Below are 13,261 nucleotides of genomic sequence, written 5' to 3' on the forward strand. Positions count from 1 at the left end.
AACTGTTTGCTCTTTCAAAGACAATGCCCATGTTGAATTCCCCGCCAAAAAGCCTCCGTAGCCACCCATGTCTGCCGCCTGGCATGCCGCTCATGTCTATCTTGCGTGCCGCTTGCGTGCTCGTGGTCGGAGGTGTGGCCAGCTCGTCGGCAATGGCCGCCTGGAGCGATACCATTTCCCCGTTCCTGGCGACCTCGTATTCCTATGACGACAATCTGTTGCGCCTCGACGACAATGTTCCCGGCTATAACGGTCCCCGTTCCGATACGTCGCGCCAGATACAGGCGGGTTTTCTCGTCAACCGGCCAATCGGGCGCCAGGTGCTGACGGGACAGGCCAAGTGGTCGCGCGTGTCGTTCCAGCATTTTGACCAGTTCAACTACAGCGGCAAGGATTTCCTGGCCGATCTTGAATGGCATCTAGGCAATCATCTCGATGGCCATGCGGGCGCCCTGTATTCGCAAACCCTGACGCCGTTCAGCGATTTCCAGAGCACTGAACGCAATTTGCGTACGCGTCAGCGAGAGTACGTCGATGGCGGCTGGCGTTTCCATCCGAGCTGGCGCGTGCGTGGCGCTTACAGCCGTGAGCGCTACTCGTATGACTTGCTGTCGCAGCGCGTGTCCAACCGTGAAGAAAAAGCGACGGAACTGGGGCTTGATTATTTGCCTGCAAGTAATAGTCGTGTCGGCGTGCAGTTGCGGCATATCAATGGCAGCTATCCGAATCGCGTCAACGGCGGCCAGTTCGGCGTCGACGATGGCTATACCCAGGATGAGATCAAGGCGAATATTTATTGGAATTACAGTGCGATTACCCAAGTGCAACTCTTGGGTGGATGGGTGCGCCGCAGCCATTCCTTTTATTCGGGGCGCAATTCGAGCGGCGCCAACGGGCGCATCGTGGTGAACTGGGCGCCGCTGGGCAAGGTGCGTTTCACCGGTTCCCTGTGGCATGAGTATGGAGTAGTGGAAAATGCGCTGATTTCGAGCAGCCTGAATAATGGCGCCAGTGTTGCCGCCGCCTGGGATATCACGTCCAAGGTTCGCATGGATGCGCAACTGCGCCGCGAGAAGCGCGACTTTTCGGCCGCCAGCGGCCTCGTATTGCCCGTCGATGTCAGCGACACCTCGCATACCGAATCTCTGGGACTAACCTATGCTCCGCAGCCGAATATCCAGCTGGGTCTGAACGCCTTCCGCGACACGCGCAAGGGCGCACCTATTATTAATACTGGCAGTTTCCGCGCCAAAGGCGTGTCGTTCAGCGCCAGTGTCCAGTTCTGAAGAGCACTATGACGGTTAATGATATACCCTTGATTTCGTTCTTTCAGCGCATACTCGACCCATTGATTATCATGGGTACGCTGTATCTGTTGTCCGCCTTGTCAGGTTCCCCCTTTACTGGCTATTCGCTGGTATTGATGATCCTTGCGTTCTTTATTTCATCATCCGTATTCCAGTATGTCGATCCCTATCGTACCTGGCGCAGCGGTCGGATGCTGGCCTATACCCGCGATATTTTTGTCAGCTGGGGCATCACAGCCCTGATTCTGGTATTCCTGGGTTCGGCGACAGGACTGGCGTTTCATTTCGACCGCGAACTGGTGCTGGCCTGGTTTCTGCTGACGCCATTCATATTGCTGCTCAGCCATCTGGCTGCGCGGCGCATGGTGGCCGATCCCGGGCGCGACAGCGAAGTGCGCTCCGTCGTCATCATTGGCGCCAATGATGCCAGCCTGAAATTTGCCGCCACCGTCGAGCGCAATCCGAATCTGTTCATGAGCGTACGGGGCTTTTTTGACGACCGTACCGATGACCGCTGGCCCGAGAAAATGCGTGAGCCCATGCTGGGCAAGATGGCCGATATCGCCGCCTATGTGCGCGAACACAATATCAAGATGATATTCATCAGTCAGCCCATTTCGGCGCAGCCGCGCATCCGTAAAATGCTCGATGAACTGCAGGATACGACGGCGTCCGTGTACTTCTTGCCGGATATTTATATCTTCGACCTGATGCAGGCGCGTTTCGACAATGTGGGCGGCATGCCGGTGATCGCCATCCGCGAGTCGCCGTTTACCGGTTTTAACAGCATGGTCAAGCGTGGCAGTGACATCGTGCTGGGCTTGCTGATCCAGATCATGCTGTTACCAGTGATGTTGGTCATCGCCATTGCAGTCAAGGTAACATCGAAAGGCCCCGTGATCTTCCGCCAGCGCCGCTACGGCCTGTATGGCGAGGAAATCATCGTCTATAAATTCCGTTCGATGACGGTCAGCGAGGATGGCGACAAGGTAGTGCAGGCCACCAAGAACGACCAGCGCGTGACGCGCGTGGGCAGCTTCTTGCGCCGCAGTTCACTCGATGAGTTGCCGCAGTTCATTAACGTGCTGCAGGGACGCATGAGCATTGTCGGGCCGCGTCCGCACGCCGTGGCGCACAATGAGCAGTATCGCAAGCTGATCAAGGGCTATATGCTGCGCCACAAGGTCAAGCCGGGCATTACCGGTTGGGCCCAGGTGAATGGCTTGCGCGGGGAGACGGAGACGCTCGACAAGATGGAGGCGCGCATCCATTTCGACCTTGACTACCTGCGCAACTGGTCGCTGTGGTTGGACTTATGGATCATTTTGCGCACCGTCAAGGTGGTGCTGAAGCGCGACAATGCGCATTGAGCGCGCATTGATGGCGGGCCGCCACACCGGACTTGAATATTTTTTGCAGAGATTTAATACGCGTTAAAATGGCGCAATCATGCGAGATGTCCAATAGCCGGTTCCTGGAGCCGGCCGAACAGTGATTCGATGAGCCAGACGACCCTATGAGGCAAGCACGGCGACATGATGTGCACGGTGACATGCTCCGCCTGCCTGACGGCGGGCCAGCTAGTCGACCATGGCATGCGCGCCATGCCCGCTGGAACCTCGCCCTGCCAGCATGGCGTCGGTCTGCTGTTGAACAGCGGCAGACCTCAAGGCACCGGCCCCATTCCTGCCGCTTTCCCATGTTTGCCCGCCTCCGATTATTGTGCGGCGTAGTGCAAGTGCCCCTCGCTACGCAATAAATATTTTCCTGTGGAAATTATTTATTGAGGCATCGCTATTGCAAGGCTTGTGTTTCTGATGAAACAGTTGTTTTTAAGATCTTTTAATAGTTTTTTAAGCAAATATTTCCCTAGTAAGCTAGTACACTGTGTATCATATTTATAATATTGACAATCATGTGGTCGCAAGCCCATAATTTCAATCGAAATCTGCTTTTTTTGACAATGTTTTGTTGCTAAGTGAGTTATCATCACGTTCACAAAATTATCAGCGGATTTCCTTACCTGAACTGAAGGAGTCATTTTGAACCAAGTGCAAATCGCCCGTGTGTCTTCGAGCACGTCCGCCATGCCTTCCCGTCTGCTGTGCGCAGGCCTGGTTGTGCTGGCCGTCGCAGGATTGTCTGCTTGTGGCAATAAAGAAAAAAAGCCCGGCCAGGCGCTGGCGAGTGTAAATGGGGAAGAAATCACCGTCCTGCAGCTCAATGAAGAGATGCAGCGCGCCAATGTTCAGGCGCCGCAGCAGGAAGCGGCGAGCAAACAGTTGCTCGAATCGCTGATCGACCGCCAGTTGCTGCAGAACGAGGCGGCCAAGGACAAGACGGACCGCGATCCCAAGGTGGTGCAAGCGATCGAACGCGCCAAGGCGCTGATCGTCGCGCAAGCCTATATGCAAAAGCGCATCGGTACGATCGCCCGCCCCACCAAGCAGGAAGTGGAAGAGTACTTCCAGAAGAACCCGCAATTTTTCAGCGAGCGCAAGCAATTCGACATGCGCGAACTGGTGATTGCCAGCGCGGACATGAACGACCAGTTGAAGGCGGCCATGGATAGTGCCAAGACGCTCGACGACGTGGCTGCCTGGCTCGAGGCGCATAAGGTCAAGTTCGCCCGTACACAGTTGTCGCGCACCAGCGCCGACCTGGCGCCCGAGCTGAGCGCGAAATTGCTGTCGATGCCGAAGGGCCAGTTGTTCATTATCCGCGAAGGGGACCGCACCTTGCTCATTTCCCTGGCCGATATCCGCGACAATCCCGCGACCCTGGCACAGGCTGCGCCGCAGATCGAACAATTTTTATTCAACAAGAAAAACAAGGATGCCGCCGATGCCGAACTGAAGCGTCTGCGTGCCGCCGCCAAGATCGAATACCTGGGCAAGGACGGCCCCCCGGCCGCCGCATCGGCAGCGGCCAGCGCCGCGGCTCCGGTACCTGCACCTGCTTCGGCGGCCCAGGCAGCACCGGCGAAGAGTTCCTCGGAAGCAAATGATCGTGGCGTTGCTGGCTTGAAGTAAGTCGCAGCATTTTAGGTAAGTAACTCTATCAATGGAATAAGCGAATCATGAAACGACTTTTGATGTGGTGCATGGCCACCCTGTTGGCCCTGAGCGCAGGCTTTGCCGGTGCTGCCGATGTACAGCTGGGCGCCGGCGACGTATTGAAAATTTCCGTCTATGGCAATCCCGACCTGGCGCTCGAAACGCGCGTCAGCGAGGCGGGTGAAATCACCTTCCCCCTGGTCGGCAATGTGGCCCTGGGCGGTTTGTCGGTCTCGGCAGCGGAAAAAAAACTGGGCGGCTTGCTGGAAAGCGGCGGCTTCCTGCGCAAGGCACAGGTCAACATCATCGTGACGCAGCTGCAAAGCCAGCAAGTGTCGGTGCTCGGCCAGGTCAACCGTCCCGGGCGCTATCCGATTGAAGGCAAGCGCAGCCTGATGGACATGCTGGCCATGGCTGGCGGCGTCAGCCAGGACGGCGGAGATGCCGTCAACCTGATTCGCAAGCGTAACGGCAAGACGACGCGCGAAATCGTCGATATCGTCGAGATGGTGCGCTCGGCTGACCTGAACCGCGACCTGGACGTGGCTGGCAACGACGTGATCTTTGTCGAGCGCGCGCCGCGCTTCTATATCTACGGCGAAGTCCAGCGTCCGGGCGCCTTCCGCCTCGAGCGATCGATGACGGTGCTGCAGGCTTTGTCCGTCGGCGGTGGCCTGACGCAGCGCGGCACCGAGCGCGGCATTCGCATCAAGCGCCGCGACGAGGCTGGCAAGCTGGAAATCATCAACGCCAAGCATGATGACCTGCTGCAAGTTGACGATATGGTGTACGTGCAGGAAAGCCTGTTTTAAGCCTGTGTCCGTATCTTTCCGGCGCAAGCCGGATGTTTTTCATTCTGTGTTGAGGTTTTCCCATGAATTTGTCACAGCTCCTACTGATCCTGCGTGCGCACAAGAAGTTGATCTTGGTCACGCTGCTGGTCACTGTTCTCGGCACGCTGTCGGTCAGTTTGCTCTTGCCTAAAACATACAAGGCGACAAGTTCGTTGCTCTTGAACTACAAAGGGGTCGACCCGCTGACGGGCCTAGCCATGCCGGGCCAGTTGTTGCCTGGTTTCATGGCGACGCAAATCGACATCATCAGCAGCAAGAACGTTGCCTTGCGCGTCGTCGACCATTTGAAACTGGCGGAAAGCCCGGCCGTGATTGCGCAATTCAATGAGGCGACCGAAGGCAAGGGCGGCACCGTGCGCGACTGGCTGGCCGATCTGCTGCTGAAAAAAGTGGAAATCGTGCCATCGCGCGAAAGCAGCGTGGTCGACATCAGCTTCAAGGGCAGCGACCCGCAGTTCGTTGCCGCCGTGGCAAATGCCTTTGCGGACGAGTACCAGAAGACCAGCATCCAGCTGAAGGTCGATCCGATGCGCCGCGTCTCGACGTATTTCAGCGAACAGACCAAGTTGCTGCGCGATAACCTGGAAGTGGCACAAAGCAAGCTCTCCAAATACCAGCAGGACAATGGCATCGTCAGCGTCGACAACCGTCTCGATGTCGAATCGAACCGACTGAATGACTTGTCGGCGCAATTGGTCATGGCGCAAGGGCAGACGATGGAAGCGTCGTCGCGCCAGCGCATGGCGCAGGGCAGCAATGGCATGGCCTCGCCCGACGTGTCGTCCAATCCGCTGATCCAGAACTTGAAGATTGGCCTGGGTAACGCCGAAGGCAAGCTGGCTGAAATCGCCCAGCGCCTGGGCCGCAACCACCCGCAATACGAGAGCGCCAAGGCGGAAGTCGACAAGCTGCGCGCCGACCTGCGTGAACAGCTGGCCAATACCTCCAGCAGCGTTGGCAACAATGCGCAGATCCTGCAGCAGCGCGAAGCGGCAGTGCGCGCCGCCCTGCAGGCGCAAAAAGCCAAGGTGCTGGAATTGAACCGTACTCGCGATGAGATGGGCGTATTGATGAAAGATGTCGAGAGCGCCCAGCGCGCCTTTGACGTGACGTCGCAGCGCCTGTCGCAAACGCGTATCGAAGGCCAGGCGGAGCAGTCGGATATTTCCGTGCTCAATCCGGCTGTGCCGCCGATCGATCCTGCCGGTCCACGCGTGCTGCTCAATACCTTGCTGTCGATTTTCCTCGGCACCTTGCTGGGCGTGGGACTGGCCATCGTGATCGAGATGCTGTACCGCCGCGTGCGTTCGGAAGCCGACTTGCAAGAAACGCTGCAGATTCCCGTCTTCGGCGCCATCGACTGGAATGCCCGCAAGTCGCCGCGCAAAAAAGGTGTGTTGAACGGCATTCTGCCGCGCCGCCTGCGCTTACGTTAAAACATGGATATGACGATGAACCAAGCCGCGCTCCCCATTTCGATGAACACCGTGCCACGTACCGGCGACTCCAGTATTGGCGGTCTGCTGCTCGAGTCGGGCAAGATCACGCCCGAGAACGCCGAGCGCGTGCTGCGCATGCAAAAGGAACTCGGCATCCGCTTCGGCGAAGCGGCCCTGCGCCTGGGCCTGATCACGGAGGCCGACATCCAGCAAGTGCTGGCACGCCAGTTCGATTATCCCTACCTGCAAAAAGGCGAGGGCAAGTATTCGGAGCTGCTGGTGGCTGCTTATGAACCGTTCAGCCCGCAAGTGGAAACGCTGCGCGCGATCCGCAGCCAGGTCATGCTGCGCTGGTTTGCCCGTGGGCACAAGGCGCTGGTGGTGCTGGGCGGTGCGTCCGGCGACGGCGCCAGCCTGTTTGCGGCCAACCTGGCTGTCGTGTTTTCGCAGCTGGGTGAACGCACCCTGCTGGTCGACGCCAACTTGCGCAATCCGCGCCAGCATGAAATTTTCGATGTTCAGACGCGCCAGGGCTTGTCCGACATACTCGCTGGCCGCGCTCAGCTCGACGCCATCACCAAGGTCGAATCGTTCGTCGATCTGTCCGTGCTGGGATCCGGTACACTGCCGCCGAATCCGCAAGAGCTGCTCAGCCGTAGCTCGTTTGCCAACCTGAACACGGAACTCGAGTCGCTGTTCGACATCGTCATCTATGACGTGGCCGCGTATGCGCTCGGTTCCGACGCGATGGCCATTGCGGCCCGTGCCGGTGGCGTGCTGATCGTGGCGCGCAAGAATCAATCCCTGTTGAGCGACATCAACGCCATGGCCGAGCAGATCGTGCAGAGCGGTGCCAAGGTGGTCGGTTCCGTGATGGTGGATTTCTAAATGAATACCCAAGCCAAGCGGTGGTCGGGCCTGAACTTGCAGCAATGCAAGGAATACTTGCCAGAATGGCTGCCGTTGGCCGTCGGACTGCTGGCCATGTACATTCCGTCCTTTGCCGGCCTGTTTGGCGGCATCTGGGCGACGGAAGAGCAGGCGCACGGTCCCATCATCCTGTTTTTGTCGCTGTGGCTGATCTGGCGCAACTGGCCCGACATGCTGGAAAAAACCCGTGGCAGCGAACCCAGCGCGCTGGGCTGGGTGGTGCTGGCCATCGCCCTGGTGCTGTACGTGCTGGGCCGTTCGCAACATATCATCGCCTTTGAAATCGGCTCCTTCATCTGGATGCTGGCAGCCGTATTGTTGCTGAAGCGGGGCTTGCGTGCCTTGAAAATATTGTGGTTCCCGTTCTTCTTCATGCTGTTCATGGTGCCCTTGCCGGCCCAGATCGTCATCATGCTGACGATGCCGATGAAGATGGCCGTGTCGTACGTGGTCGAGCACCTGCTGTTTTTTGCCGGCTATCCGATCGCCCGCACGGGCGTGATCCTGCAGATCGGCCAGTACCAGCTGATGGTGGCGGACGCGTGCGCCGGCCTGCAGACCTTGCTGTCGCTGGAGGCGCTGGGCCTGTTTTACCTGAATGTCGTGCGCCACACGTCGGCACTGCGCAATATCGCACTGGCTATCCTGATCATCCCGATCTCGTTCTCGGCCAACGTCGTGCGCGTCATCGTGCTGACCCTGATTACCTATTATTTCGGCGATGCCGCGGGGCAGGGCTTCCTGCACGGTTTCGCCGGCATGGTGCTGTTCATTACGGCGCTGATCCTGATCCTTTCTGCCGATACCCTGCTGCAATGGATCGTTAAATTGCGTGAGCGTAGAGTGTCGGGGAGCCAGGCATGAAATCGATGATCAATTCCGTCAAGGTCAGTGTGCTGGCCGGCATCCTGATGGTGGCGTCGGCCGGGCTGGCCAAGCACTTGACGCCCAGCGTCAAGATCGCCGACAGCAAGAGGCAGTTCCAGCTCGCGGATATCATCCCCGTGGCCTTTGGCGGCTGGACCATCGACACCACCATCATTCCGCTGCAAGTCGATCCGGAAACCCAGGCGCGTCTGGACAAGATATACAATCAGACCTTGTCGCGCACGTATGTCGATCCGCAAGGAAACCGCGTCATGCTGTCGATCGCCTATGGTGGCGACCAGAGCAGTAATATGGCCGTGCACTTGCCGGAAGTCTGCTATGGCGCACAGGGCTTCGAGGTGCAGAAGTCGGGCCGCAGCGAGCTGCGCACCGATTACGGGACCTTGCCGGTGAAACATCTGTATGCGACGAATGGCCCGCGCCAGGAACCGATCACCTACTGGATTACCGTCGGCGACAAGGCGCTCACGCCGGGCCTGGATCAGCGCATGCAGGAATTGCGCTATGGCTTGAGCGGGGCGATTCCCGATGCCATGCTGGTGCGCGTGTCGAGCATCGACAGCGATACGGGCGCCGCCTACGCAATACAGGAAGGCTTTGTGCGCGCCATGTTGTCGGGCATGAAGGCGCAGGACCGTGCGCGCATCATCGGCAACTTCCATGGTTAAGCGGAGCGCGCCGGCGCTGCCTGGCCGTAGCCCCGATATTTTTGTCGATAGGAATTGCCATTAACCTTACGTTGCAGCGCCAGTGCGCCTCCTCCTGTCCTGCGTCGCGCCATGTCTGCCAGCGCTGACGTCAAGACACGCGCGGTAAGCGCCGTCAAATGGGCCGCGCTCGGCACGGTGACGCGCTTCGTGCTGCAGATGGGCGTGCAGATCGTGCTGGCGCGCCTGCTGGGGCCGGAAATCTACGGCCTGTTCGCCATGGGCTTGCTGGTCATGACACTGAGTACCTTCCTTGCCGATTTCGGCTTTGCCTGGGGCCTGGTGCAAAACCAGCAATTGCATGACGACGACATCCGTTTCGCCTTCACGTGGCAATGCTTGTCCGGCGCGGCGGCCATGCTGGGCCTGTACCTGCTGGCGCCGTGGATCGCCGCCTACTTCAAGGAGCCACGGCTGGTGTCCATCGTTTGCTGGCTGAGCCTGACGTGCCTGCTCAGCGCGATGACGGCGCCCAGCAGCAACCTGCTGCGGCGCCAGCTCAATTTCCGCTGGCTCAATATCGCGCAGATCCTCAGTTATGCGCTGGGCTACCTGTGTGTGGGCATTCCGCTGGCACTGATGGGCGCTGGTGTCTGGACCCTGGTCAGTGCCTGGCTGGTACAGGCGCTGAGCTTGCTGATCCTGACATATTGCCGCAATCCCCATACGCTGCGTCCATTGCTGTGGTACGCGGGTGCGCGCCGCTCGACGCATACGGGCAGTACAGTATTCATTACCAACCTGAGCAACTGGTTCTTGAACAACCTCGATCGGGTTTTCCTGGGGCGCATCCTCAATGCCCACGCGGTCGGGGTATATGCGGTGGGTTACAACCTGGCTAACACGCCCAATTCGCTGTTCCTCAGCGCCCTGCAGCCAGCCTTCCTGGCGGCCGGTGCGCGCTTGCAGGACGACGTGGCCGGCTTGCGGCAGGCGTACCTGTCCGTCATCGCGGCCACCTGGATCGTCATCGGTCCCGTCTTCGTGGTGTTGGCCTGCCTCGCCGGCGACCTGATCGCCACCCTGTACGGCGATGCCTGGCGCGAATCGAGCCGCGTGCTGACGGTGTTGGCGCTGGGCATGCCCGCCTACGTCACGTGGGGCATGTCGACGCCCATCTTGTGGAATACGGGCGGCAAGCACCTGGAAGCGCTGCTGCAGATGCCGCTGATCGTGCTGGCGGGTATCGCACTCTGGCAGTTTTCCGGCCTGGGTGTAGTGGTGGTGGCCGCCATCGCGTCAGGTACCTTGCTGGCGCGCGCGCTGGTGATCGGCATGACGGCATGCCTGCGCTTGCATTTGGGCATAATCGACTTGTGGCCCAGCGTCTGGCGCTCCGTCGTGCTGATGCTGCTGGCGGCGGCCGGCGCCCATGGCGGCTCACTGCTGGGGCATGCCATCGGCCACGGGCCGCTGCCTGCCTTGTTGTTTGGCTCTCTAGGTGGCGGCGGTCTGTGTTTACTGGCCGGTTTGCTTCAGCCACAATTGCTGGGACGGCGTATCGTCGACCTGCTTGGACGCTTCAGTCCGCCGGTGCCGGCACGGGTCGGTGTTTATCTTCGTAGTAAATGTTCAGTATGATGAGATTGATATGATTGAATTTATTGGCGGCTTGGTGGTGTTGATCGCCGCAATCCTGGTCGTGGCGGGCATGGCTTTGAGTGCCCACTGGGGACACAAGCGGGAATTGGGGTTGATGCAATATATTGCGTACCCGATTTTCCTGACCTATGCCTTGACCATTTTCTTGTCGGGCCGCGACCTGGCTTTTCCAGATGATGTGCTGGCCATTGTCGTCAACAAGAGTTCCATCGTTTCTTGGCTGGGCCGCCTGAGTTCGGTATTTCTGATCTTCTCATGTGGCGAGCGCATATTGCGCTACGTGCTGAACTCTGGAAGCGAGCACAAACGCATGCCCGGCATGCTGCTGTTTGGCTTCTGGATTTTTTACGCGAGCAATACATTGACCCCCGCCCTGTTCGGCATGTATCCATATTTTTCCCATGAATTCCTGTATGCGCTGCTGGCTTGCCAGGCGGCCCTGATGGCCAATACCAAGGCCGACGTGGACGCCATGACGGTTGTGCTGCGCAATGCCCTGCTGGCGTTGCTTGTCGCCAGTGCCGCTTGCATCGTATGGAAGCACGGTCTGGTAATGAGCACGAACTACCACGGTCTGGTACCAGGCCTGAAGCTGCGCTATGCTGGGCTGACCAGCCACGCCAACAGCCTGGGGCCATTGTGTGTGCTGTTCATGCTGTGCCTTTGGTATCGGCCTTTCAAAAATGTCTGGCTGATGCGCGGTGGCTGGATGCTGGGCGGCATCAGCCTGCTGCTGACGCAGTCGAAGACTAGCTGGATCGCCTTTATCCTGTCGGTGGTGGTGCTGGCCTGGTATAGCCGCCGCGATGAAATCAACGCCCGCATTCAGGATTTCCGGCGCCCCCATCTACCAGTATTATTAATACTGATGATGATGTTTGGCGGCGCCCTGCTATGCTTGATTTTCATGTTTGGCGGCGGCGGCGACAAGATTGCGCGCTTCTTCACGACCCGCGACGGCGCCGAACTGATGACCTTTATGGGGCGCGATCAGATCTGGCAGATCGCCGTCGAAGAGTGGCGCAAGAATCCTGTGTTTGGCTACGGACTGAATATCTTCGATGAGGCTTTCCGCAACAGCATCGGCATGCCGTTCGCCACCCATGCTCACAGCCAGTTCTTCCAGAGCCTGTCGAGCGCCGGCAGCGTCGGGGCGTTTGGCCTGCTTTTCTACACGCTGGTGATCGCTTATTTCGTCGCCAATACCGTCCGGGCCAGCCAGGGGCTGTCGCTGGCGCTGTTTATCCTGCTCATTTGCAAGTCGATCAGTGAAGTGCCTCTGTCGCTAGCCAGCATGAGCCCTGATTTGCCGATTCATATGCTGCAGCTGGCGGTGCTCGTCCGCTACTATGTACCGGCTGCACAGCAGCGGCGTGAGAAAGCCTTGGCACGGCGCAATATGATGGAAGGGAGTTTGTCTTGATGTTGTGCTCCGTCATTATCCCACTATATAACAAGGAACAATATATCGTCTCGGCGATCGCCTCTGTGATGTCGCAAAGCCACCAGGATTTTGAAATTGTGGTCGTCGACGATGGCTCGAGCGATGGCGGCGCCGCTCTCGTGGAAGCGATGGACGATCCGCGCATACGCTTGATCCGACAAGCGAATGGAGGCGTGTCACGCGCGCGCAACGTGGGTATCGCGGCCTCGCGAGGAGAGCTGGTTTGCTTCCTCGACGCCGATGATTGGTATGCTGCAGATTTTTTATTGGCAATTGTTTCCATGTACCAAAAGTATCCGGAAAACAGTTTTTTTTCTACATCATTTTTATGCATGAACGATCCATCCGATGGCCTGCTCGACCAGGTTGCCGATGCGCGGTTTGAGCCGATTAAGAATTTCTATGCCTACCGGGCAGCCCACGGAGTGTTCTATTGCACTAACTCGATTGCCGTGCCGCGCCGCCATTTAATGTCCATGTCTCAATGTTTTCCCGAAGGCGATCAGTTTGGCGAGGACCAGGATTTATGGTTCCGCCTGGCCGAGCGCCTGCAGCTGGTCTTCACGCCTGCCAGACTTGTAGCATATCGCACGGATGTGGCTGGCAGCCTGTGTGCCGTGCATGACTTGCGCACCTTGCCACAGGTATTTTTTCGGTTGGAGCAGCGCGCCCTGAGCTTGCCTGCCGGCGACCCATCGCGCCCGGGCGCCTTGAGCATCGTCGCCGATGCGCGCATCAAGGTGGCGCGCTATGCTTTGCAGGATGGGCGCCGTGGCGATGCCTTGGTGGAATTATGCAAGGCATTGCGCGGCGGCATGTCGATGCGCTGGCTGGTGACTTTCGTCATGTGTACCGCTGGCAACGCTTCTTTGCTAAAACGGTGGGAATTGTGGCGCGAATTGAAGCAGAGCAACTAAAGTCATAGTAACCGAAAGTACTTTCGGTATAATGGACATTGCGCCCATGCAGTGTTGAGGACTTGCAATTCACGAGTCCTTTTGCTCGAGGCGCGCCGCTCCGTCTTGAGGGAAGGC

At 58.5% G+C, this 13,261-nt stretch carries 11 protein-coding genes; all 11 read left to right on the forward strand.

Annotated elements, in window-relative coordinates:
• The first annotated feature begins 92 nt into the window (after positions 1 to 92).
• The 11 genes from epsL to AC3RCG_RS08355 all read left to right on the forward strand — a co-directional run bounded on the left by epsL (position 93) and on the right by AC3RCG_RS08355 (position 13,144).
• A complete protein-coding gene (gene epsL, locus AC3RCG_RS08305) occupies positions 93 to 1,286 on the forward strand; it encodes an XrtB/PEP-CTERM-associated polysaccharide biosynthesis outer membrane protein EpsL (protein WP_227742125.1) in 1,194 nt (397 codons plus the stop codon).
• 8 nt (positions 1,287 to 1,294) lie between these two features.
• Positions 1,295 to 2,677, forward strand: a complete 1,383-nt coding sequence (locus AC3RCG_RS08310) for an undecaprenyl-phosphate glucose phosphotransferase (protein ID WP_070224588.1) — start codon at positions 1,295 to 1,297, stop codon at positions 2,675 to 2,677.
• 672 nt (positions 2,678 to 3,349) lie between these two features.
• Positions 3,350 to 4,339 carry an EpsD family peptidyl-prolyl cis-trans isomerase gene (locus AC3RCG_RS08315; protein WP_409026963.1) on the forward strand — a complete coding sequence of 330 codons (990 nt, stop codon included), beginning with the start codon at positions 3,350 to 3,352 and terminating at the stop codon, positions 4,337 to 4,339.
• Between the two features lie 47 nt (positions 4,340 to 4,386).
• On the forward strand, positions 4,387 to 5,175 hold the full coding sequence (epsE, locus tag AC3RCG_RS08320; RefSeq protein WP_409026962.1) for a polysaccharide export protein EpsE: 789 nt from the start codon (positions 4,387 to 4,389) through the stop codon (positions 5,173 to 5,175).
• Between the two features lie 62 nt (positions 5,176 to 5,237).
• Positions 5,238 to 6,653 carry a chain length determinant protein EpsF gene (gene epsF, locus AC3RCG_RS08325; protein ID WP_070224586.1) on the forward strand — a complete coding sequence of 472 codons (1,416 nt, stop codon included), beginning with the start codon at positions 5,238 to 5,240 and terminating at the stop codon, positions 6,651 to 6,653.
• A 15-nt stretch (positions 6,654 to 6,668) separates the two neighbouring features.
• Entirely contained in the window at positions 6,669 to 7,544 is an 876-nt protein-coding gene (epsG, locus tag AC3RCG_RS08330) for a chain length determinant protein tyrosine kinase EpsG (protein WP_070224585.1), read from the forward strand.
• Positions 7,545 to 8,450 (forward strand): exosortase B, encoded by a 906-nt coding sequence (gene xrtB, locus AC3RCG_RS08335; RefSeq protein ID WP_070224584.1) that lies wholly within the window; start codon positions 7,545 to 7,547, stop codon positions 8,448 to 8,450. It begins immediately after the preceding gene.
• Positions 8,447 to 9,142, forward strand: a complete 696-nt coding sequence (gene epsI / locus AC3RCG_RS08340) for an exosortase-associated protein EpsI, B-type (protein WP_083287667.1) — start codon at positions 8,447 to 8,449, stop codon at positions 9,140 to 9,142. Before xrtB ends, epsI begins: the two co-directional genes overlap by 4 nt.
• A 111-nt stretch (positions 9,143 to 9,253) precedes the next feature.
• Complete coding sequence (locus AC3RCG_RS08345) at positions 9,254 to 10,762, forward strand: lipopolysaccharide biosynthesis protein (RefSeq protein WP_070224582.1); 1,509 nt, start codon at positions 9,254 to 9,256, stop codon at positions 10,760 to 10,762.
• A gap of 10 nt (positions 10,763 to 10,772) precedes the next feature.
• Entirely contained in the window at positions 10,773 to 12,206 is a 1,434-nt protein-coding gene (locus tag AC3RCG_RS08350) for an O-antigen ligase family protein (RefSeq protein WP_070224581.1), read from the forward strand.
• Positions 12,206 to 13,144 carry a glycosyltransferase family 2 protein gene (locus AC3RCG_RS08355; RefSeq protein WP_070312098.1) on the forward strand — a complete coding sequence of 313 codons (939 nt, stop codon included), beginning with the start codon at positions 12,206 to 12,208 and terminating at the stop codon, positions 13,142 to 13,144. Before AC3RCG_RS08350 ends, AC3RCG_RS08355 begins: the two co-directional genes overlap by 1 nt.
• The last annotated feature ends 117 nt before the right edge of the window (positions 13,145 to 13,261 follow it).

Source organism: Janthinobacterium sp. GW823-FHT01H08, from assembly GCF_058797855.1.